The organism is Methanohalophilus sp. DAL1 (assembly GCF_001683555.1).
Classification (GTDB): Archaea; Halobacteriota; Methanosarcinia; order Methanosarcinales; family Methanosarcinaceae; genus Methanohalophilus; species Methanohalophilus euhalobius.
Genome location: NZ_MAFX01000009.1, coordinates 1 through 22,551, shown reverse-complemented (window position 1 = coordinate 22,551; position 22,551 = coordinate 1). Strand labels below are relative to the sequence as shown.

Sequence of the window (22,551 nt, the reverse complement as noted above, 5' to 3'; positions counted from 1 at the left end):
TATTTTAGTTTTTGGAAGGAAACAAAATGCAGAATTTATTAACCCCAAAAACGTTTCGTTTTCGCATAGTTGCGTTCGGCTTCCATGATGTCTTTGTAGAAACCTTCCTCATCCACCTGCATCTTCTGGATAATACGGGTGGCGGTTTCAGGACCTACTCCACGGCTTGCCAGGGCCACAACCGCAGTCCTTCCCTGTGTCATTACGATGTTGGCATTACGAAATACTTTCTGGATGCGTTTTTGGTCCTCTTTTGAATCTATTCGATCTTTTTTCTTAACCAGTTTGATTTCCTCTTCCTCCCAGGGTTTCAGGGCAGCCACCATTTTAGATTCACATATAGGACACACAATGTTCTCAGGCACATTTTTCACTTTGCGACGGGATATCCATTTAGTACAGTGTACACAGAACAGGATTACCCTGTCATTTTCAATACGGTTTTTCAGTGCTGTTATGATCGAACCTTCAGCTCTTTCCGGTGCTATCAGGTCTTTTTTCGCATCGAATCCCGCTCCTCCCAGAGGAGATGGAGGGCCTGTTGCGATGTTGATTTCTCCCTGCTGCACCTTTTCCAGTATTTCCTTTGTGCGACTTACATCCAGCATATTGTGGAAAATTTCTCGTAATACCTCATCGTACATAGCCGAGTTTTCGTAAATGTCGATAAGTTTTTTCATGCTGATCTTGTCGTAGTCCACGTCTTTACTGATGGCACCGAATTTACGGGCTACCTGTACCATCTTCCATTTCAAAAGGGAGGTATTTTTCAGTGTCATCTCCAGAATGGGTTCCACATGTTCGGGAAGTGTATCGACTATCATGGAGCGTACCTGTTCGGCACGAAAACTTACCGGCAGGGCTAGTTTAATGCGATAGGGATCTGTTTCCTGTCCCACACTGCTACCAAAACGGGCCGCAAGCAGGGCTGTCAGTACCTTGCCCAGGGTTTCGTTGGTATTGTGCCCGAAACATGCATTGATAACCATTCCATCCTCTTGCTTCTCGATAATGACCTGTCGGTCATGTGGCATCGGGCATTCCTGATCCACATGTTTTTTGATTAGCCGGAAAAACCCATCTGCTGAATATTTGTCCACAGGATAACGTTCCATCAATGTATTGATGATTTCCTCCTCTTGTGCACCTGTTGCAATAAGGTCTGCAGTTTCCCGGCGTAGTTTCCCGACTTCCTGTGCCACCTCGAAGGGAACGGGTATTTCTTCTCCGACCCAGCTGGGGATCTCCCCCATACTTCGCACCGGTTCAACCTTTATGCGCCCCCGTTCAGGATCGAGTTCCAGTACTCTCCACACCTCTCCCCGGGTTATGAAAATAGCCCCTGGATTGGCAAAGTTTACCACAAAGGCCTCATCCAGTGTCCCGACCGCCTTACCGGTGACGATATCATAAACCTCGAACTTTCTCTCATCCGGGATCATGGAAAGGTTCTGGTAGTAATACTGCCAGCTCCTTTTACGCCGACTGATGATACTGGAACCTTTATCCCGCCACACAAGCCTGTTATATGTTACCTGCTCCACGATCTTTTCCAGCGCCTGCAGGCTTAAATCTTTGAAAGGATAGGTTCGCCTGAGAATGGAAAGTATACGGGAAATCTCTATATCCCCGAAGTCCAGCACGATACCTGAAAGCTGATTGGCGATTACATCCAGGGCCCCGCTCTGGGGAGAAATATCCTCCACCCGACCTTCCCTGGCAGCTCCAACGATGGCCATACTTTCGGCGATATCATCAAATTCCAGTGCAATGATCGTTCCTTCCGAAATTTCATGAATGCGATGTCCCGCCCTGCCAACCCTTTGCAGCAGCCGGGCAACCTGTCTGGGAGAGCCATACTGGATTACATGATCCACGCTACCGATATCGATTCCCAATTCCATCGAGGATGTACAGATCAGGCCTCTCAAATCCCCGTTCTTGAAGTTCTCTTCCGCTTCCAGACGGGCTTCATAGGACAGGGAGCCGTGGTGTACCCCGATGGGCAGGTCCAGCATCCTGAAACCCGATGCAAGCACTTCGGCACTTTGACGTGTGTTGACAAAAATCAGGGTGGATTTTTTCTGCATTACAATATCCTGAATGCAGCGCAGATGTGTGGCCAGTTCCGCAGAACATCCTATTTGGTGTGCGGTTTTGAGATCTTCATCCTCCATGTGAGGGGTTACCACGTTGAACTTGAGCAGGCTGAGCATCTCCACTTTTACTATCTGCATGTCCCTTTCTGCCCCTGCAAGGAAAGCTGCCACAACATCAGGATTGCCGACAGTTGCAGAAAGGCCTATTCTCTGGAATTCACCTGATAATTCTACCAGTCTTTCCAGCCCGATAGCCAGCTGTGCTCCCCTTTTGGATTCTGCAAGTTCGTGAATCTCATCCACCACGATAAAACTGACATCTTCCAGGTTTTTGCGCAGCCTTTTACCTGTAAACATTGCCTGCAGGGTTTCAGGAGTAGTAATTAATAAGTCCGGAGGATTTTTTGATTGCTTCTGGCGCTCATACTGGCTGGTATCCCCGTGTCGCACCATGACCTTGATACCTAGTTCCTTACCCCACCATTGTATGCGGTGAAGCATGTCACGGTTCAGTGCCCTCAGGGGTGTTATGTATAGAGCAGAAATGCCTTTCCTCTCCTCTGGTTTTTTGGAAAGGATATGATCAAAAAGAGGAAGGATAGCAGACTCGGTTTTTCCCGAACCGGTAGGTGCAATAAGCAGGACATTCTTGCTTTGCAGGATGGGTGGAATAGACTCTTGTTGGGGTTGGGTGGGTGTATGGAATTGCTGTTTTGCAAGAGCTTTTCTGATATGGGGATGTAACTGGCCAAATACCGTATCCATCACAGGCCCTTCCTCCTTTTGCCTTTACGCTTTTTCGTAATACTGAGTTTTTTTATATCCTTCAGTTTACCCATGTACATTCCATCAAGCAGGTAGATATCGGCGTTTGCCACGTCAATGGAACCTGAAGAGAATGCAGGCCCGAGCAGGTCATCAAGAATCGCTTCGTTAAAAGCTACCCCTCCGCAGAGTTCATTGAATGCGGGGATCACTACAACATCAGGTTGTGTGTCACTTTCCGGCATATCAACACCGATCTTTTCAAAATGGTTTTTTAGTTTTTCATGATTCAATTTAGTTTTCACCCAGACCTGTTCGGATGTGGAATATCCCAGGCTGTCGGTGATTCGCAGGGTCGGATGATTGTGGGCTACAATTAAATGTTGTGCTGTGATGAGTTTTGGATCGGGCCATGTATGGCCGTGGAAGTATCCAACCTCCTCAATTATGTCACCTCTGGAAGGGTGGAGGTGAATACGTTTGTTTTTTGGCAGCAGGAATTCAATCCCACCGTCATGATTGCCCGGGAAAATATCGATTTCTGCATGCAGGGCGAGTTTTTCGAGAAACATGGGTATTTCATCCCGCTCCTGCCATGAAATTTGTGGGACATTGTGCTTTATATCACCCAGCAATACTATCCTCTCGGGTTTGGTCTGCTCGATATAACCCTCTATCTTTTTGAGTCGCCTTTCAAGACCACTGGGAACCAGGAAACCACTTTTGTAGAGGTCCCATTCGATACCTATATGGAGGTCTGAGAGTACAAGGGTGCGGGATTGGCCCTTTACCAGCAAGGCAGGTTCATCCAATAGAGGCTCGATATCGATTGTCATTTATTCTTTTCCCGGACGCTGGTTTTTTTCAAGTTCATCAAGTCTGTCCGATAGGTCCTGCAATTTACTGTCAATACCTTTGAGGTCTTCATGTACTTCTATCAGACGGTTATACATCGGACTGCGTGCATCCTTTACTGCCTGCTGTTGGGAGAATTTTTGTTTGCTGGGAATAATGAAAGTTATATATTCTGTTTGTACCATAAATATATTTAAGGTGTGAAAATGGCAGAATACCCTAAGATCTACAACAGTGAGGAAGAGCGGATTAAGGCATCCTGTGATAGGGGATTGGATGAACTTTTAGATAAATGTAGTGATGAAAGGGCTAAACTTGTTAAACGATTCATAAATTCCTATCGTGTTTCAGGTACAAGCGTACACACTACAAGGAATAATGTAACGGGATTAAGGGCAGTACTTCCATTGATTGACAAATCTATTGATGATCTGACAGGGGAAGATTTAGAAGATTTGTTAATAACTCTTGCAGATAGTGGCAAGAGTGAAAGGACCCTGAAGTCATACACTTTGGTATTAAAGAAATTCCTGGAATTTGCAGGCCGTGAGGATCTCACCAAGGATATGAAGATTAGAAGGCCGAGAAATAAAGCCAAACTTCCAGAGGATCTTCTAACTCGTGATGATGTGGCCGCATTGATTGACGGTGCATTGAATCCAAGAGATAAAGCCCTTATTTCACTTCTGTATGAATCCGGGGCGAGGTTAGGGGAAATTATCGCCCTAAAGATCAAGCATATAGAATTTAACGAACACGGGGCCTATGTGCACTTCCCACAAGGCAAGACAGGGGGAAGGAAGATACTTGTTGTGTTTTCCAGCATGTACCTTAATGAATGGCTTATCACCCACCCAGAAAGGCACAATAGGGATTCATGGTTATGGTGTCAGATACGAGGACAAACACATCCCAGGATAACACAGGCCGCTTTCAGGGCAGTAATAAAGAATGCATCTAAGAGAGCAGGGATAAAGAAAAAGATCAATCCGCATTCATTCAGGCACGCACAGGCTACAGAGCTAGCCAAGGACTTTACAGAACAGCAAATGAAGCAGTACTTAGGTTGGACCCAAGACAGTACTATGGCCGCCGTATATGTGCACTTGTCGGGCCGTGATATGGACAGCGCTATCCTTCAGAAGAACGGAATAAAGGTTGAGGAAAGGGACACACGGTTAAAGGCTGATGAATGCCCAAGGTGTCATAAGATGATCCCACCGGATGCCGTATATTGTGGGTTTTGTGGTTTGCCATTAACAAAACAAATAGAGAACCGAGAAAAGGACCTTTCCCAGAAGATCGCCGAGATATTACAAAACAACCCAGAATTATTGAAATAATATACTAAGTAAACGGAAGCGGCGGCAGTTCTTTTATTATACTATAATACTAAACCTAAAACGACACTCCGCAGACAATCACATAACCCTTTAACCTGATGTAAATTGCCGCTAATTTCCGGATTTGATACCAGAGCATTCTTAATTTTGCTTTTTTGAAGACATTGTTTTATGTGAAACAATATGAATATCCAACATGCCTTCCAAAGTTTCTTGTAATATTTTATGTACCCTTTCGCTACTACCTGGCAAAATACCACCCTCTTTGGTGATCTTTATTTCATCTTTTTCTATATCTCCGGATGCTAACTTATTTTCTAAAACCCGCCAGATTTTTTGCTGTAATATTCGCCTATAAATTTCCTCAATCGCAAGGCAGATATCTTCATCTTCAAAGAGTCGTTTTAAATCATCTTCAAAACCATCTGTTTCTTCAGTTGTTACATATAGACCAAAGCCCAAATTTGGATTTTCATCATCTTCAAAAACTACAGTTGGGAACGTTTCTATATTTTCCGGTATCATCCTAAGGGATAATAATAATTTCTCAAGATCCGGGTGTTCTGCATTTAAAAAATACGTTTTGTTTTCTGATTTAATAATTAGCGGCGGTTCGGTTTCCATAAGAGTTTTTAATTCTCGATTTATGATATTGCCACTTTTATTACCAAGTGCTTTCTTTATTTCCCCAAATCTCATTTCTTCATTTTCGTTTAACTGTTCTACAATCTGAAATTTAACCGTTCTTTTTATGAAATGCTCTATTATATCGCTCATAGTTACGTATAGGTTCAGTAAACTATTTATAAGTTTTCATCATTCTATTAATCGAGGTTAATACCTATGCACGTAAGAAAAATACACGAGGTAGGAAACGGCGCACTTGCTGTAACCCTACCCATAAACGAATGTAGGGAAAGGGGATACGGCCCACACACCTACATGATGATTGAGAGCATTGAAAACAAGATAGTATTAACTCCGATTTCTGCAGGCGACCAAACCAACACAGAAACCGGAGCCGCAACCATTCCACGGGGGGAATGTGCAAGTGACTAATTCTACTTTTAAGGATAAAACAATATCGGACCAATGCAGGGAACTAAAAGAAGAATATCCCGATGTGTTGGAAAAGTGGCGCAAATTTGGCGACCCTTTACAAAAAATGATGGTTGATATTATTGACAAGAAATCCGGGCAAGAGGTGGAAGCATGAAAGATGAAGCCTTCCAGGAATGCCCCAGATTTCTAAAATGTTCTGTTAATAAGTGTCCTTTATCACCAGATTATAACTTTCAGGATTCAGTTAGAGAGGACCAGGAAACAAAATGTACCCTTGCTAAAAGCATAAGGTCACGGATCGGGGCAAAATATCCAAATCTACCTTATGGTGGACTTACTCGCAGGGAATACGCAGGTAAGAAAGCATGGGAAGATAAGCCCGAGGAAGAAAGGGAAATAATCATAGAAAGGGGCAAAAAATCGCTTAAAGCCCTTCGCTCTCAGAATGAAAACGACAAACGAATGGTTATGTTCGGGGGTGTTTCAAGTGGGGAGTAAAAGTATGGTGGTTGGGGGAATGGTGAGTACCCCCAAACATGTTTGTCGTTGGAGAACTGATACTTACAATAGAACTTCAAAGTATAAAAAAGATACTGCTTTTGATGATCCAGACGGTGACACATGGGAAGGTATGGCTATATTGTGCAGGTGTCACCCTTCCAACACTGGCCGGGGGTGGTCCTAAATGAGTATAAGTATTGAAACACCAAGCAGGCCGACATCTTCGGATATTGTCCTACCACTCATTGAAAAGGTCATCCGAGCAAAAGGGGCAACAACAAAAGCCCCTGATGAATTTTATATCCATGTCAGCGGCCATATTTTAGTTATTGATACGGATAAAATGACATCACCGAGTGCATTTGTGAAGCAATTTTTTAAACATTTTAACAAGATACTTCCATTTGAAAAAGGCGAATGGTTAAGGATCGCTGAACATATCGCTGACCTAGCCGAGGATGGCGGATATGTGGAAGATTCGGACTTAATTGTTACCGATCTTCTATATGAGAAAATTGTTAATGATGGTGAAGTCACAGATGATAAGAACGACCTAGACCCGCTAGACGGTGGCCTATATTTGTGGGATGACGGAAGGGAAATAATTGTTTTATCTTCGGTTGTCCGGGAGTTATTGAAAGAGGATTTTTCTAACCAGGTCAATATAGGCAAGGCAAGCGATATTTTGAACCGTAAGGGTAAGAAGATCAAGAAATCAGATAATGATAATGTTGTATGGATTAACGGAGGATCCAGAAGATGTTGGTTTTTTGATCGTGACGAATTCATGAAGGCAAGGGGTGAGGAAGATGAACAGTAAAACCCTTACACCATTTGAAAAGGGTGTAATGTGGCTAAACGCTACCGGTCTACTATATTCTTACACCCTTACACCCTTACACCCCTTTTTTAAAAAAATAGTCCTTATAGGTGTAAGGATTGGGGTGATTTAATGGGGCACCTTGCAATATGGGGGGCACCTGGAACAGGAAAAACCTACACCTTAACAGGGCACTACCTACAAAAACCGGAAGCAAGGAAATTAGTTGTTTCTTTTAGAAACGAAACAGCGGACAACATCCGGGCAACGCTAACGGACCTTACAGGGATAGAAGTACAGAAGGATACGGTTAATACAATTCATGGTGCTTGCTATCGTTTATTGGGGAGTAAGGGTTATGCGGATGTAATGCAGCCAGCCGATTATACAAAATTCCAACAAGAAACAGGATACGCCCTTACACCCCCTGTAAGGGATGGCCTTACACCCTCAAAGAGTAAGGGCCTTGTAGACTGCTACGGTTGGCTACATAACACCAAAAGGCCGGTAAAGGATATGGTGAAGTTCCCAGGGTGGGATAAAATCAAACTATCCCGGAAACGGTCAGAAGAGGCCCTGAAAGCATATGATCAATGGAAACGGGAACATGGAAAACTTGATTTCACGGATATGCTTACAGAGGTCCTGAAACAGCGGTTAATTCCTGATTGTGATATTTTAATGGTTGATGAATTTCAGGACCTTACAGCCTTACAATATGATATTTTCAAGATGTGGGCAGGAAAAATAAAAAATGTAGTAATTGCAGGTGACCCCCTCCAATCAATCTATAGTTTTTGGGGAGGATCTCCTGATTATTTCCAACATTTCCAAGCGGAACATGTGATCCTTGAAAGGTCGCACAGGTTGCCCAGGCAGATATGGGAATATGCGGTTAAGGTTGCAGGCCGGGATAAGATGGAAGCCCCTAAAATTGAAGCAGGGGAACATAAAGGAACAATAACCCATCAGAACCATACAAAATACTTGAAAGATACCGGTACATGGCAAGGAACAACAGATAATACAGTATTCCATCTGGTAAGATCCAACTATCAAGCCCCCGCCATAGCCCATGAAATGGCCCGAAACGGGATATTATGGGATGGTATTAGTGGTTGGACGGAACAGGAAACAGCGGTTTTAAACGTCCTGATAAGGGCCAAGCAGAGCGACAACAGGCTGATTATATCCAAGTATGAGATGTTAGCCCTTCTTGAACAATTCCCACTTAATGTGTTTGCACATGGTGGTACTAAAAAAAGTATCCGGGCAGACATTAAAAAAGAACAGCGGGAAGATTACGGGCCTTTATTCGGTGGGGAATCCCTCTATAAGATCCTTGAATCACCTGACCCGGTTAGCCACATGTCCCACAAAGGGGAATTAAAGCGGGCTAAATTCCAGAATGCTTTAAAAAGGTACAGCAAGCCGGTTAAATGGCAGGATGTACAGGCAACCACCTTAACAACAATTCATGGAAGTAAAGGGTTAGAAGCCGATAAGGTATTTTTACATACTGGGATAACCAAGAATATCAAAAAAGGAATGCGGCGGGATCGGGCAGAGGAAGCCAGGGTATTCTATGTTGGTATCACCAGAGCAAAGAAGGATCTTGTTATTGTGAAAGATAAGGGTGATAATTTCCCGCTTCCAGGGGTGCGATAACATGCCTACAAATATAGAGAAGATACAGGCACAAAGGCACTATCTGGATATGTTGCAGGCCAGATACAACAAGACACCCGTATTAATCAAAATACGGGAAGGTGGTAACCCTGACCCTGAAAACATAGAAATGGAATTGTATAAATGGTTGCCTTATCGGGACGTGTGGACCCATGTTAAAGAGCCAATCTATACACGGGGTATAATGCCTAATGAAGTCTTTATAGATCCTGATACGCCTGAATGGTGGACCATGCAGGCGTCTATAACCCGACTTCTGGAATACTGCAAGGCTAACAATATACCCTTTAATGAATGTGCCTTTAGTGGTGGCAAAGGGATACATGTTTCTTTTTTAATTGCACCCTTTAGCCTTCCTGAAGATCTGGAAAGCCGTATAAGGTCCTTGAATGTGGACTACATGCGGACCATAAGACAGGCTATTGTAATCCAGTTGTTACAGGATACCCAGATAAACCCGGATGTTATCGGCCTTGATTGGGGAAAGATCAATTTTAGCAAAGACGGGAAAGGGTCACAGGTCCGCTGTTATGGTACCACCCGTAAAAATGGAAACTTTAAAACCCAGATTAAACCCGATAAAATACCGGTTAAACCACCCGAGCCGGGAAGTTTAAACCTTAAAGTACCTGGTAGGGTTCAGGAATGGGACATTAAAGGTACACACTACCACACCGGAGTAATGGAAGCCCTTAAAGCAGAATGTGACCGGGTAGCAAATGCCAAGAACCACCCGCCCAAAAATGTACAGATACACGGGGATATACAAAACTTCCCTTGTATGCGCTACATAATAGCCAATATTCCAGGCATGGAACATGGGAGATATGAAGCCGCCAAATCTGTAATTCTTTTATGTGAACGGTTAGGGAAATCAAAAGAGGAAGCACATAGCATTACACATGAAATATTAAAAGACTGTAAGCACTTTACACCGGCGGAACTTGAACTATATACGAACAACGCAACAACCGCTTATGGTAGTGGTTACGGTTTTTCATGTAATAAGGTCCGTGCCGTTGTAGGGTCCGGTGGGTGTGATAAAGACAACTGCCCAATATCCCAGGCATACAGGGAAGCAAAGAAGCTAACAAAGGCGGATATGTCACCCGAACCGGTACCGGTTGAGAAGTGGCCGGGATGTGTTCATAACATCCTTAAAGCAAAGGATCCCACCGAAGACATGCTTATTTTATTGTCTGCATTCATGGGCCAGATGGGAACACCTAAGGGATCAGCACAGGCGATATACAAACAGGTAAGCGACAACATGCAACCCTTTGATAGGGGATACCAGAGGTTAAAAACTTCCAGTTGTGACAAGGTCCGGGAAATGGGAATATGTGAGAGGGGGCCGAGTTGTATTAATGTACCAAGTCCCAGGTATGCAGCGGACAGGAAAGCAAACGCAGAACGGCTAAAAAGGAAATTATTATCTTTATAATTGCCTTTTTGTGATAATGTAATTACAAAATACCAGGGGTAAAAAGAATGACTGGATTTTTTGCATTTAGCATATCTATAAACACAGAAACAGAGAAGTATAGAATAGACCAGGTAAAACTTGATGATACTGTTTTAGGATCATTAACCAATTTAAGTTATGTCGATATGATAGGCCTTATTGACCTTATCGGGGATGCTCTACCAGATGGACACGGCGGCAAGCAATCACGAGACATTATAGTCAATTTCAACCGGCAACAGTAAGGGCCCTTTAAATTTTATTTTTAGCGGTAATGTCCGGTTTTTGGTGGTTCGCCTGCTACCGATGATGTGATTAGCACCATAAAAGGGAAAGCAAGCGACATATTAAAAGTTTACAATCGCATCACAGCATCATGCCCCTAAGAGACATATATAGTAAAACAGGAACCCGCAACAATGGGCATTGTTTGTTTACATAGTTTGAAAGCCAATGATGCGTTGTTTATGTCTTAAAGTAGATAGTACAGTATCTATAATTTATAATATAGAAATTGTATATTATCTAAATTCAATCTACTGATAGTGTTTTTAACCTTATACCTATACCCTTATAGGGTTAAAAAATAGTAGAAACACATAGCAGGAAGCGTGATTTATTCTTTTTTGTGCAAGGAGTATACTTTATTCATCTTCTACCAGGCAGACATAACCGCCCCTTTCAACAAATTTTAACTTCTGGCCTTTCTTCCATCCTTTGAGATCCGCTACACTCTTAGGCACGGTTAAACTTAGTCTATTCTTACTTTCCTGAAGTCTCGGCATAATATCACCTTATCCTTTATGATAGGGTATATGATAAACGATACTTTAAAATATTGGGTATTACCTCTCTTAGGTTAGGGTACAAACAAAACTTACAACTTTGCTTACTGGGAAGGATATAAACATAGGCAAACCACATACCTGTGAATGCCACGAGGAATAGGGCTATTACAAATAATAAATAGTGAGGAAAGAGAGTGCGTATGAAAGAATCCCCTTCGCTGTAATATTGCAACCTTGTGATCATCAGGAAGTTCATCAAGGAGAATAGGAACATTGTTTCTCCTACAAGTACAAGTAATCCGCCTAATTTTGTGGACATGCTTTTTTGTTGTGGTAATATTTTATCGAACATAATCCATTTCTCCCTTAGTAATAATGACACCTGTTATATGATTATTTTTTTCAGAAAGTGCAAATCTGGCTATTATCATTTTTCCCGATGGTATATTTGATTGTCGTGCATAATATTGTACCGGATTGATAGACCTTACCATTGATTCACTTATTATCTAAAGGCACCAATCTATGGCTATGAGGAAGAAAATGACCGCTATCAGGTAGTCAAATCCAGAATTGAGGAAGAACTTGGCCCGGCTCCTGAAACATATGCACTGGGCTGCATATGATGTTCTCTGGCTGGCTACATTCGTGGATCTCGATGCAGTGCCTGAGAATGATGAAAGTACAAAACTGGCAATGAATACCCTTTCTGATACTTACTTCGGTGTCACCGGCTGGCAAAGCTGGATGAAAATGGTGACAGGGTACACTGGGATTACGACATCTGGGCAATCAGTGAAAACAATGGAAATTACGAATGGAGACTTGATGCCAGGTACCAGGTCGACCCCGGAGAAGAAGGTAAATTGATGTACGTTGAATAAAAGTGGTATCTGTCACCACACATTTTCTTTTTTACATTCCTATAAAATTGTCTTCTCCCATTTCCTAATTTGTCGAAAACCTTATATTTTATTGTGGTTCACTTAGTTGAATATCTTTCATGGGCCCGTAGTCTAGCCGGTTATGACGTCGCCTTCACACGGCGGAGATCCTGGATTCGAATTCCAGCGGGCCCATTGAATTCTCAATACTCCCTCTCCCCAAATATAGCCGAACCCACACGCACCATTGTAGCCCCTTCCTCGATGGCTACCATGTAGTCATTGGACATTCCCATTGACAATTCCTGAATTTCGATATTGCCGCGGTTTTCCTGCTTTATTTCATCAAACAGGGCTTTCATCTTTTGGAAATAGGGACGGGTTTGTTCGGCAGGGACAAAAGGAGGGATGCACATCAGGCCTTCCACACGTATATTTTGAAGGGAGCAGATTTCTTTTATCACTTCTTTGATCCGATCCAGCCTGAAACCATGTTTCTGTGGCTCATTACCTATGTTTACCTGAAGGAAGACCCTTTGTACCTTATCGATATCCCCGGCTCTACTATCAATATTATTTATTACTTTCAGGGAGTCGACTGACTGGATGACATCAAAAAACTCAACGGCCTTTTTGACTTTATTTGTCTGCAGGTGACCTATCAAATGTGTCTCACAGGGCAGGATTTCCTCGCGCTTATCTTCATATTCCTGAACCCGGTTCTCTCCGATTATGGTAGCCCCGGCCTGGATGGCTTTGTTGATCCTTTCAGGTTCAATTGTCTTGGTGACACAGATGAGTGTCCTGTCACCGATTTTTTCGAGAATCCTCTTGATATTTTTATCGACTGGCATTGATGTCCCCGTAATGCTTCATTCAAAATTTGGTATATTTAAATCATTCTGATTGTGAATTTTGTTTTCATTATCCTTATATTTCTCTTCAATTCCATCGAGGATTTGAACTGGATAAGCATAGAAAGCATCCCCGGCAGATGCCGTTAATATGTAGTAATAAGAACAATCAATAAAAAGTTTTTATGGTCTATTTCTTCTTTTTCAAGGCATTTTGATAAACCCACAGGAAAAATTATCATTCACTAGTACCAACATAGTTTCGGCATATAATTATCAGACTTGCAGCTATTGACAAATTCGAGGGGAGATGTTTGCACTTGTATTCAAGGGAAAATCATTGTTTGGATTTCCTGACATTTGATAAACAATCCTGTCACATGAATACCACATATAATAGGGGAATTTTGGAGGAAAGGCATGGCAAAATACAGATGTTCGGTTTGTAACTGGGTTTATGATGAGGAGGTTGAAGTACAGGATTTTGATTCACTGCCTGATGACTATACATGTCCGGTATGCGGGGCTCCTAAATCTGCTTTTGTTCCTGAAGGCGGGGAAGAAGAAGACGAATCAGTAGAAACGACGGTTGCCGACAAGATCGTCGAACAACTGGTAGCCTTCGGTGTCAGGTTTGTCTATGGGATTCCCGGGGATTCCAACCTGCCCCTGATAGACTCCATCCGCAGGAGTGACAAAATAAAATTCATTCTCACAAGACACGAGGAGACCGCTGCTTTCATGGCTTCTGCACATGGGAAGATCACCGGCGGGCTGGGCGTCTGTATCTCCATAGCAGGTCCAGGTTCTACAAACCTTATCACCGGTTTAATGGATGCTGCCACCGACAGGAGTCCGGTGCTTGCCTTTGCCGGTCAGGTGGCAGAGGTCTATCTCGGCAGTGAAGCCTTCCAGGAAATCGACCAGATAGAACTGTTCTCCTCCTTTGCTGAATTCACAGAAACCATTGCCCGGGAGAACCAGGCACTCGGTCTGGTCACAAGGGCTACTAAATATGCCTTCAAAAAACCCGGTGTTTCGGTACTCAGCACACCCACTGATATTTTGGCCGGCAAACTTAGCGGGGATGTATATTCCGCTGAAAAGAGGCTGGTTTCAAACCAGACTGCTCCCAGGTTTGAAGATGTGAAAAGGGCTGCAGAATTGATAAACAATCACGAGAAAGTCACTCTCTTTGCAGGTTGGGGCTGTCGTCACAGTGGTGAATTGCTAACACAACTCTCACAAAAAATCAAAGCCCCTATTGCCACTACTTCCAGGGCTAAGGGTGTGGTATACGAAACCGATCGTTATAGTCTGGGTGTACTTGGTTCCATAGGGTCAAAACATGCGGCAAAAGCTGTACAAAACAGTGAACTTATAGTTATCATAGGTTCGGGATTCAGACAGGCCAACCTTGTTCCTTCAGGAATCAGGATTGTCCAGATAGATATCGATCCGACCAAAATCGGAAAAACCTTTGATGTAGATGCCGCTATTGTTGGGGATGCGGATCTTGTACTTAAAGACCTTCTTCCTCTTGTTGATGAAAAGGAAGAAAACACTGGGTTTTTAGAACATATAGATCAGATGAAACAGGAGCATTATGAGGAACTAAAAGCCGATGCACAGGACCTCTCCATCCCTGTAAATCCCGGTTATGTGATACAGGCCCTTAAACGCCATGCAGACACTGATGCTATAATTTGTGTAGATGTGGGCGACCATACCTACTGGTTCTACAAGAAATTCATGTGTGAAGGCCAGGAGACTTTCATGTGTGCCAATATTGCCAGTATGGGATTCGGACTGCCTGCAGCCCTGTCGGCAAAACTTGATAATCCTGACAAGCAGGTAATTTGTGTCACAGGAGATGGCGGGTTTGGAATGCTTATGGCTGATTTCACCACTGCTGTGCGCGAAGAGTTAGGAATCAATGTCATTGTCTTTAATGACGGCAAACTCAAGAACATAAAAGAGGAAGAACTAAGGTCCGGTTATCCTGAATTTGGTGTTAGTTTCCCCAATCCCAATTTTGCGGAATATGCTAACACTACCGGAGGCGAAGGCTATAGGATAGAGGATCCGGCAAAACTGAATGAAGCCCTTGAAGAAGCATTCAAATCCACCAGACCTTCTATTATCGATGTGGTTGTAGATCCCGATAAGACTGCTGCAAGTACCAAAAGAGTGGATTGAATATTATAGGGATGCTACCGGCAAAATTCATTTTCCTGGTTTTGGTAAAACACACCTTTTTAACCAATAATTCCCAAAAAAGAACTATATGGCACGCAAACTAGATGGAAAAGACATAGAGTTACTGAAAAAGCTTGCTCCTGAGTGCAGTGATCTGGAATGCAACAGTTCAGGTGTCAATTTTAAATCAATCCTGCCACCGGTTGCAAACCATTTTTCCAGAGACATATCTGATTTTTCCCGTCGTCTGGAGGCACTTTCAGAGAAGGAAATGGAATATCTGCTGGACCTGATAAAGGATGGCAGGGAAAGCCTTGGTTGTTTGAGACCGGATTATGTACTGGCTTTTCAGGAAATTGTTGCCAGTAGGGCGGGAGAGGAACAGGCTGGTGAAATTATCAGGATTTATACTGCTAATGATGTTTGTGAATAAATTGTAGAAAGCCAATAGACCTGCAGGTTTTGGCCTGTTATCTTATTCTTTTTCACATTGATATGGCTGACGTAAGGTTTATTAGATATTATACAACATCTATTCACGATTGTGAAAAACAGTAATGGGAATTTTACGGAGGAAGGCAATGAAAGATGCATTAAAAAAACTGAGAGAGGCAAAACCATTGGTCCATCATATCACCAATTGGGTTACAATTTATGACTGTGCAAATATAACAAGGGCCTTTGGTGGACTTCCCGTAATGGCTCATGCTGTAGAAGAATGTGCTGATATGACTAAAATTTCCTCTGCTCTTGTACTTAACATTGGAACCCTGACGTCTGAACTTATTGAATCCATGATAATTTCCGCAAAGGCTGCAAACGAAAAACAAATCCCTGTGGTACTCGATATAGTAGGGGTAGGGGCAACTCAATTCAGAAATCAAATGGCTGCAAAGATCCTTGACAGTGCTCATGTTGATATCATTAAAGGCAACTATTCTGAGATTGCAAAACTGGCAGGTGAAAATGCCCGCACAAAAGGAGTTGAAGCAACTTCTATCAATGCTGATCCTTTCTGGCTTGCAAAAAATTTGGCCATCTCAAGATCATGTACTGTTGTGATGACCGGCAAAGAAGATATAGTCAGTGATGGTTCAGGGATATTTTCCATTAAAAACGGCCATGCAGAAATGGGTTCAATTGTGGGCACCGGTTGCATGGCGGCTTCAATAATTGGTTCATTTGCAGCCCTGAACGATGATTTCTGTGATGCAGCAATAGATGCTTTGTCTTTTTTTGGGGTTGCCGGGGAACTTGCGGCTGCCAAGTCAACCGGCAGTGGCAGTTTCAAGATGCATTTATATGATGAAGTATCCGGGCTTACTGATGAAAAAGCGGAACCTATGATGAATGTTGAGAGTGTTGATGGCTGAAATTACAGATCTATGAGGGCTCAATTTATGCCATTCTGGAAATCTTTGCTTAATGATATTGATTTCTACCTTGTGACAGATTCCGGCCTATCCAGGAAAGGTACATTGTCCGATATAAAATGTGCAGTAGCGGCCGGGTGTAAGATTGTGCAGTATCGGGAGAAAGACAAGACCACAAAAGAGATGATCGAAGAAGCTATCCTGATCAGGAAAATATGTGGGGATAATGCTATCTTTCTGGTAAATGACCGTATCGATGTAGCCCTGGCTGCAGGAGCTGATGGGGTACACATCGGACAGGACGATATGCCGATTGATGCTGCGAGAAAGATTCTGGGTGAAAATAAGATAATCGGCCTTACAGTTCATGATACAGATGAAGCAATCGAGGCAGAAAGAAAGGGAGCTGATTACGTAGGTTTCAGCCCGATTTTTGACACTACTACTAAAAAGGATGCAGGTATGGGTGTTGGACCTGAAAGGGTTCAGGCTGTCAAAACTATAATTGATATTCCGATTGTTGCCATAGGGGGTATCAATAAAGACAACTGTGTGTCAGTTGTTGAAAATGGGGCCGATGGTTTGGTTGCTATTTCCGCAATCGTTTGCAGTGATGATGTAAAGAGAGAAACAAAGTATTTTATTGAAACTATCCGAAAAACAAAGCAAAATCCCTCAAACAGAGTTAATGTAAAGTGATAAAATGATCCTGCATATATCAGATAATTCTATAGAAATCCAGGCTGATAGTATACCGTTGAAAGATGTACTGGAAATGGCAGATATAAATCCTTTATCCGTTATCGTGGCAAGGGAAGGAACCGTAATACCAGTCGAAACGACTGTTTATTCTGAAGATACCCTAAAAGTATATCGGATATCCCATGGCGGCTGAAACACCTCTTCTATGCAAAACCTGTGGAGCAAACGCAGTATCAGGAGGGGAAAATCTCCTTTGTACAACTCATTTCTGTGAAATGGTAGAAAAGAAAGTCAGGACACATATTGCAGATCAAAACCTTATTCTGGATAATGAGCATATAGCAGTTGCATTATCAGGGGGTAAGGATAGCACAGTTCTTTTGTATATCCTGTCCAAAATACTATCAGATTTTGAGGGAGTGAAACTTACTGCTATTACGGTTGATGAAGGGATACCAAATTACAGGGAACAAACCCTTGCTTATGCACAGGAAGTTGCAAATTTTTTGAATATTGAGCACAGGATAATATCTTTCAGGGAAACTTTTGGTGGACCCCTACCCAGCCTTTTGAAAAAAAGAAATGTTTCAGCGTGTACTCTTTGTGGTGTTCTACGGAGAAAAATACTGGAGCAGGAAACCTTTAGCATGGCTGTCCCAAAACTTGCGACAGGACATTCTCTAGATGATGAGGCCGAAACCGCCATGATGAACATACTTACCGCAAATATAGATGCAATAATTAATACTGCATCCCCGAATTCCGGTAAGGAATCATTGAGGATAAAGCCTTTTTCAGTTTTAAATGAGTATGAAATTGCATTATATGGAATCCTCAAAGGCATATTTCGTGAGTTTCCAGAATGTCCTTATGCAGGACCTTCGCTTCGTGCAGAAGTCAGACAAATGTTTTTGAGTATGAAAACAAAATATCCAAATATAACCGGGCAGTTTGCGGATAATTATAACTCATTATTATCTTCGATAGCAAATGTAGAGAAACCTTCTGGTAAAAGTAAAAAAGAGTGCAATATATGTGGTGGGCCCACATCAGGTGACATCTGTCGTGCCTGCATTCTGGTCGATCCAAAAAATAATTTTTGTTAAATCAGCCAGCTTCAGTGAGTAATTGGAGGTTTTTGTTCATCTATCCAGTAACATCCTTCTTTCAATTGGATAATGGGCTGTAGCGGCGTTAATAAGTTCTTCGGCTGTACTTTCTCTAAATGAGTGGACTTCAACCCGTACACCAATAGCTTTCAGGTGGTTTATCAGATCGACAAAATCTCCATCTCCACTAACAAGCACAATGGTATCTACTTTGGGTGCAATTGAAATCGCATCAATTGCGATCCCCATATCCCAATCTCCTTTGGTGGAACCATCAGGTCTTACCTTCAGGGCCTTGCTTTTTACTTCCCAACCAATTGAACCAATAAAACTTTTAAAACCTGACTGGTCGATATCCGGGGTTTCTACAAGATAGGCTATTGCCCTTGTCAATTTTCTTTCCATTACGACAGCACGTAAAAGTTTTTCGTAATCAAGTCTCCCGTAATGGATATTTCTGGCAGAATAGAACATATTCTGCACGTCTACAAAAACCGCTAATTTTTGGCTGTTAAACATGGATTACCTGTAATATTTTATGTTTAATTATTTATTATCTTTCTTTCTCTTTTGGAGTAATGTTTTTAGTGTTTTTTATGTTTCATAATATAAAAAATAGAGGTTCAAACTTATTTGTTGCGTACCATTGGTTAGTACCTGTGGTTCTGAAGATTTATACATATATACGACTGTATAATAAACATATTGAATACAAGTCTCAATTGGGGATAAAGGTATGCATACCAAACATTTGCCTGTCAGCATGATAGCACTGGCATTACTTTCATCAGCAGCAATGGCGGTTGAAATTACTGTGGATGACAGTGGTAGCGGAAATTATACAACAATTCAGGCTGCTGTAAATGCGGCAAATGACACCGGATTATTGGCTACGTCCGGATGAGTTTCTGTTATTCTCCAGGATTCGTCCACTTCATAGGTTATTCTGAGGGTCGGCTGGTTATCTACACATATTTCCGACAGGTTTACTATTCCTACGTCTATATGTTGTCCTGCATAAAGTGTAACCGTTTTCTGGCAGTCATCTCCGGCAAGAACACCGCCTACGGACATTGTCATAAGGACAATGAATGCAATAAGTAACTGAATTTTGGTTTCATAATCTCATACCACCTTTACTTCTATTGAGCTGTAGAAGGTAATCCATTACTCAATGGATTCAGCTCATATCGCACCATAATGATATAAACTGACAAGATATATATATTGTAATAAAATTATATTTACAAACTTCTTAATGAAACATAGTCTCTGTTGAAATTGTCTTTTGGATACAGGACAACGAAATATATACGTCAGTAAACCAATTTGGTATTAATGAAAGCGCTATCCGGCCTTTTTAGGGAAACACTGATGCAGTGGAATGAAGATGACGGTATAACCAGCAGTGCGGCTCTTTCATTCTATCTTATCCTAAGCCTGCCTGCTATACTCTTGTTCTCCGTGTCCGTAGGGAGTTATTTATTGAAGGCACGTCATCTGGAGTCTGCCATAATCGGCTACATCGATCTGGTAGCAGGAGAGACATTGATATATCTGGTGGAAGGTCTCCTTTACCAGATACCCGATATTGCATCCCTTACCGCCGGGGCAGCTATAAGTTTCCTTCTCCTCGTATGGGCCGGTGGTAACCTTTTCAGGCAGTTCAAGAAGATAATTGATAATATGTGGGGTTTCCCCGGTCCTGAATCTGACTGGTTGCATCATTTCCTGAAAAAAAGTTTTGCGTCTGTGATAGGAGTATTTGTGGTTGGTTTTTTGCTGGTATTGAACACATTCGTTGAAGCATTTTTCCTGATGGGATATGGTTTACTGAATGAGCTGGTCCCTTTTAACCTGAAAATCATACAATATGCCAGTTCGTTTTCGAATTTCCTCATCCTCCTGGTGTTATTCATATATATTTACAGAGTGTTGCCTGAGGCCAGAATCGGCATGAGATATGTACTGGAGGGTTCACTTTTTACGGTATTACTGATTACAATAGCCAAGTATTTTTTAGCCTTTTACCTGTCTTATGGCAATATAACCACAGTTTACGGAGCCATAGGTTCCATAATTGGATTTTTGCTCTGGGTATATTTTTCATTCATAGCAGTAACCTTTGTAGTGGAGATGATCAATGTACGCTCAAAGAATGCCAAAAGTAACAAATCTGCCTAAAAAAGAGATAGCAAGATGTTTGCCATCTGAAAATCAGATATAATCATACTTTTTCAGGATAGTTTGCAAATCCATTATCAGATCACCGCTTTTTTTGGCATCTTCTATTTCCTGAAGTAACAGCTGTATCAATTTATCCGCATCCTGGCATTTTTTGTAATATTCGGGATCCAGAAGGACATCTTCAGGGATTTTTTTGCTCTTAACTACCCTGTGCAAATCATTTGTATATATTATTGTCTGGTCACAATAAATTCTCAGGAATCGTGCATTGCTTCCTTCTACTTTTTTATATATTGTCCTGATTTTGTCAGAAGCCAGGTATTTACCCTCTTTTACTTTTATCCATACCATGTTGATGAACCCTAGATGGTACACATTATTTCAACTAAATATAGTTTTTTAAGAATAATTAATAATGAAAATATCATTTTAGCAAGTAAGCGATATTATCTGATAATCATCGTTTTTTGCCAATGAAATAGTAAGCTATAGCTCCAAGTACACCAAACAACAATGATTCTCCATCTCAAAAAAACGTAATTTGGGTTAATTGAAAGCCAAGGGAGATATAAAGGTCATACCAAGGCGGTTTGCTATTTGATCAGCATACAAAATAAATAATATTATAATATTAAAATATATTTAGTTAATTCATAATTTCCTTTCTTTTAATTACGTATACCAGAGATACAACGATATTGATCAACCCAAGAAAACCTCCTATAACCCACACCGCAGTCTTTGGATCCCATTTAAAACTATTATTTTTTACATATTGAATATCACAGTAAAGTGATAGTGGAAGGCCAAAACCTCCTACAATTACAGCTAATACCCTTATTGTACTTGGAATAAATTCGATCACATTCATTGGAATTAAAATGAATGAAAATATATTTAGTATTGTGCAGCTTATGATACCATAATACCAATTCTCAGAAAAATATGGTTTTTGCGAAGAATACTCATGCTCTTTTATAGAAGTGGTTGTGGAAGTATTATTCTGAAACCCACAATCAGGGAATAGTTCATCAGTATTTGTAAATTGATTCGTTTTATTCTCAACTGTCAGTTTATTCCTTGATTCTGAATCACTTTTTATTTGATTTTCTAATGAAGGATTCGATTGATTGTGAACTTCATTAATTATTTTTATAATATTATCCCTATCAATCAGTTCGACATTATTAACATTGCCCAATTGGATTGCAGAATCGGTAAAATAATTATTAGTGACCACAGAACACCTGTTGCAATCATACAATGCCTTTGATGAAACAACTTCCTGTATAGCTTTGTTTGATACTTTACTCCTATAACATTTTGTTTGTACGGCAATTTTGTCATTGTCCCTAGATATGATTAAATCTGCTCCTTGGTCTCCTGATAGTGGAGTATATTGTACCTCATATCCCAAGTTCCGATAAAGGTTGCCCACATACTTTTCAAATTTATAACCATCCATAAAATCAATTTCATTTATTGATTCAGTTGGTAATGTTGGTGATTCTTTGTCAAGGTCAATAAAAATAGGTAAGGCAAAAAATAAACCGAGCCCAATCGCTCCAAAACCTACTATAAAAGATATATATACACCATCTCCCCACAAAGATGCTCCGTCTTCTAGTGAGATTTTGCTTATATAAACAAAAAATAAACCTGTAACAATTAAGGCAAAAGCCAGAGGAAAAGGAGAATCATCATTTATCCTATTTTGTGAGTTCATAACAAAATATCACATTATTTTCTATATATAATACTACGCATAATTTTATAACATTCTTTTATCCAAAAGTTTTTATTATGGAGTCATTGTAAATTATATATATGTCTAAAAGAAGATTTTATCCTAATAC

At 41.4% G+C, this 22,551-nt stretch carries 26 protein-coding genes and 1 tRNA gene; 18 read left to right on the top strand and 9 right to left on the bottom strand.

The annotated features are described in order from the left end of the window. Positions 1 to 38 precede the first annotated feature (38 nt). The 3 genes from A9957_RS02490 to A9957_RS02480 are packed head-to-tail and all read right to left on the bottom strand — an operon-like array spanning position 39 to position 3,904. On the bottom strand, positions 39 to 2,864 hold the full coding sequence (locus tag A9957_RS02490; RefSeq protein WP_292343078.1) for a DEAD/DEAH box helicase: 2,826 nt from the start codon (positions 2,862 to 2,864) through the stop codon (positions 39 to 41). Continuing rightward, positions 2,864 to 3,700 carry a metallophosphoesterase gene (locus tag A9957_RS02485; protein WP_292343077.1) on the bottom strand — a complete coding sequence of 279 codons (837 nt, stop codon included), beginning with the start codon at positions 3,698 to 3,700 and terminating at the stop codon, positions 2,864 to 2,866. The genes A9957_RS02490 and A9957_RS02485 overlap by 1 nt, the downstream gene beginning before the upstream one ends. After that, positions 3,701 to 3,904 (bottom strand): hypothetical protein, encoded by a 204-nt coding sequence (locus tag A9957_RS02480; RefSeq protein ID WP_292343075.1) that lies wholly within the window; start codon positions 3,902 to 3,904, stop codon positions 3,701 to 3,703. A gap of 21 nt (positions 3,905 to 3,925) precedes the next feature. Between A9957_RS02480 and A9957_RS02475 the strand changes: the two genes are divergently transcribed. After that, positions 3,926 to 5,062 (top strand): site-specific integrase, encoded by a 1,137-nt coding sequence (locus A9957_RS02475; RefSeq protein WP_292343082.1) that lies wholly within the window; start codon positions 3,926 to 3,928, stop codon positions 5,060 to 5,062. 141 nt (positions 5,063 to 5,203) lie between these two features. Here the strand turns inward: A9957_RS02475 and A9957_RS02470 are convergent, their stop codons facing one another. Beyond that, positions 5,204 to 5,839 (bottom strand): hypothetical protein, encoded by a 636-nt coding sequence (locus A9957_RS02470; protein ID WP_292343074.1) that lies wholly within the window; start codon positions 5,837 to 5,839, stop codon positions 5,204 to 5,206. A 274-nt stretch (positions 5,840 to 6,113) separates the two neighbouring features. On the opposite strand from A9957_RS02470, the gene A9957_RS02465 reads away from it, so the two are divergent. The 9 genes from A9957_RS02465 (at position 6,114) to A9957_RS02425 (ending at position 12,466) form a co-directional block, all read left to right on the top strand. Then, positions 6,114 to 6,278 (top strand): hypothetical protein, encoded by a 165-nt coding sequence (locus A9957_RS02465; protein WP_292343073.1) that lies wholly within the window; start codon positions 6,114 to 6,116, stop codon positions 6,276 to 6,278. Continuing rightward, positions 6,275 to 6,622: a hypothetical protein gene (locus A9957_RS02460; protein ID WP_292343072.1), complete on the top strand. Its 348-nt coding sequence runs from the start codon at positions 6,275 to 6,277 to the stop codon at positions 6,620 to 6,622. Before A9957_RS02465 ends, A9957_RS02460 begins: the two co-directional genes overlap by 4 nt. A gap of 38 nt (positions 6,623 to 6,660) precedes the next feature. Further along, positions 6,661 to 6,813 carry a hypothetical protein gene (locus tag A9957_RS02455; protein WP_292343071.1) on the top strand — a complete coding sequence of 51 codons (153 nt, stop codon included), beginning with the start codon at positions 6,661 to 6,663 and terminating at the stop codon, positions 6,811 to 6,813. Next, positions 6,810 to 7,445: a hypothetical protein gene (locus A9957_RS02450; RefSeq protein ID WP_292343069.1), complete on the top strand. Its 636-nt coding sequence runs from the start codon at positions 6,810 to 6,812 to the stop codon at positions 7,443 to 7,445. The genes A9957_RS02455 and A9957_RS02450 overlap by 4 nt, the downstream gene beginning before the upstream one ends. A 132-nt stretch (positions 7,446 to 7,577) precedes the next feature. After that, positions 7,578 to 9,113 (top strand): UvrD-helicase domain-containing protein, encoded by a 1,536-nt coding sequence (locus A9957_RS02445; protein ID WP_292343068.1) that lies wholly within the window; start codon positions 7,578 to 7,580, stop codon positions 9,111 to 9,113. Position 9,114: 1 nt separating this feature from the next. Beyond that, on the top strand, positions 9,115 to 10,578 hold the full coding sequence (locus tag A9957_RS02440) for a hypothetical protein (RefSeq protein WP_292343066.1): 1,464 nt from the start codon (positions 9,115 to 9,117) through the stop codon (positions 10,576 to 10,578). Between the two features lie 47 nt (positions 10,579 to 10,625). Next, positions 10,626 to 10,844, top strand: a complete 219-nt coding sequence (locus A9957_RS02435) for a hypothetical protein (RefSeq protein WP_292343065.1) — start codon at positions 10,626 to 10,628, stop codon at positions 10,842 to 10,844. A 1,128-nt stretch (positions 10,845 to 11,972) separates the two neighbouring features. Then, positions 11,973 to 12,257: a hypothetical protein gene (locus tag A9957_RS02430; RefSeq protein WP_292343064.1), complete on the top strand. Its 285-nt coding sequence runs from the start codon at positions 11,973 to 11,975 to the stop codon at positions 12,255 to 12,257. Positions 12,258 to 12,392: 135 nt separating this feature from the next. Beyond that, positions 12,393 to 12,466, top strand: a tRNA-Val gene (locus tag A9957_RS02425). A gap of 8 nt (positions 12,467 to 12,474) precedes the next feature. Here A9957_RS02425 and A9957_RS02420 read toward each other — a convergent pair. Next, complete coding sequence (locus tag A9957_RS02420) at positions 12,475 to 13,125, bottom strand: YggS family pyridoxal phosphate-dependent enzyme (protein ID WP_105460071.1); 651 nt, start codon at positions 13,123 to 13,125, stop codon at positions 12,475 to 12,477. A 420-nt stretch (positions 13,126 to 13,545) separates the two neighbouring features. Between A9957_RS02420 and A9957_RS02415 the strand changes: the two genes are divergently transcribed. The 6 genes from A9957_RS02415 to A9957_RS02390 all read left to right on the top strand — a co-directional run bounded on the left by A9957_RS02415 (position 13,546) and on the right by A9957_RS02390 (position 18,505). Further along, positions 13,546 to 15,324, top strand: a complete 1,779-nt coding sequence (locus A9957_RS02415; protein WP_292343063.1) for a thiamine pyrophosphate-dependent enzyme — start codon at positions 13,546 to 13,548, stop codon at positions 15,322 to 15,324. Positions 15,325 to 15,412: 88 nt separating this feature from the next. Further along, positions 15,413 to 15,757: a hypothetical protein gene (locus A9957_RS02410; RefSeq protein WP_292343061.1), complete on the top strand. Its 345-nt coding sequence runs from the start codon at positions 15,413 to 15,415 to the stop codon at positions 15,755 to 15,757. 148 nt (positions 15,758 to 15,905) lie between these two features. After that, a complete protein-coding gene (gene thiM, locus A9957_RS02405; RefSeq protein WP_292343059.1) occupies positions 15,906 to 16,697 on the top strand; it encodes a hydroxyethylthiazole kinase in 792 nt (263 codons plus the stop codon). Between the two features lie 27 nt (positions 16,698 to 16,724). Continuing rightward, a complete protein-coding gene (thiE, locus tag A9957_RS02400; protein WP_105460075.1) occupies positions 16,725 to 17,396 on the top strand; it encodes a thiamine phosphate synthase in 672 nt (223 codons plus the stop codon). A 4-nt stretch (positions 17,397 to 17,400) separates the two neighbouring features. Continuing rightward, positions 17,401 to 17,592: a hypothetical protein gene (locus A9957_RS02395; protein WP_105460076.1), complete on the top strand. Its 192-nt coding sequence runs from the start codon at positions 17,401 to 17,403 to the stop codon at positions 17,590 to 17,592. Next, positions 17,582 to 18,505 (top strand): TIGR00269 family protein, encoded by a 924-nt coding sequence (locus A9957_RS02390; protein WP_105460077.1) that lies wholly within the window; start codon positions 17,582 to 17,584, stop codon positions 18,503 to 18,505. The genes A9957_RS02395 and A9957_RS02390 overlap by 11 nt, the downstream gene beginning before the upstream one ends. A 36-nt stretch (positions 18,506 to 18,541) precedes the next feature. Here A9957_RS02390 and A9957_RS02385 read toward each other — a convergent pair whose 3' ends face one another. Next, entirely contained in the window at positions 18,542 to 19,027 is a 486-nt protein-coding gene (locus A9957_RS02385; RefSeq protein ID WP_105460078.1) for an NYN domain-containing protein, read from the bottom strand. 217 nt (positions 19,028 to 19,244) lie between these two features. Here A9957_RS02385 and A9957_RS02380 point away from each other — a divergent pair, with 217 nt between their 5' ends. Beyond that, complete coding sequence (locus A9957_RS02380; RefSeq protein WP_183406943.1) at positions 19,245 to 19,412, top strand: hypothetical protein; 168 nt, start codon at positions 19,245 to 19,247, stop codon at positions 19,410 to 19,412. Here the strand turns inward: A9957_RS02380 and A9957_RS02375 are convergent. Next, positions 19,358 to 19,588, bottom strand: coding sequence for a hypothetical protein (locus tag A9957_RS02375; RefSeq protein WP_132130884.1), 231 nt, complete (start codon positions 19,586 to 19,588; stop codon positions 19,358 to 19,360). The two genes, A9957_RS02380 and A9957_RS02375, sit on opposite strands and share 55 nt — an antisense overlap. Before the next feature lie 258 nt (positions 19,589 to 19,846). Between A9957_RS02375 and A9957_RS02370 the strand changes: the two genes are divergently transcribed. Further along, complete coding sequence (locus tag A9957_RS02370; protein ID WP_292343056.1) at positions 19,847 to 20,692, top strand: YihY/virulence factor BrkB family protein; 846 nt, start codon at positions 19,847 to 19,849, stop codon at positions 20,690 to 20,692. A gap of 33 nt (positions 20,693 to 20,725) precedes the next feature. On the opposite strand, the gene A9957_RS02365 is transcribed toward A9957_RS02370, so the two are convergent. Both A9957_RS02365 and A9957_RS02360 read right to left on the bottom strand, forming a co-directional pair. Further along, on the bottom strand, positions 20,726 to 21,046 hold the full coding sequence (locus A9957_RS02365; protein WP_096711398.1) for a hypothetical protein: 321 nt from the start codon (positions 21,044 to 21,046) through the stop codon (positions 20,726 to 20,728). A 295-nt stretch (positions 21,047 to 21,341) separates the two neighbouring features. Beyond that, complete coding sequence (locus A9957_RS02360) at positions 21,342 to 22,421, bottom strand: restriction endonuclease (RefSeq protein ID WP_292343054.1); 1,080 nt, start codon at positions 22,419 to 22,421, stop codon at positions 21,342 to 21,344. Between the last annotated feature and the right edge of the window lie 130 nt (positions 22,422 to 22,551).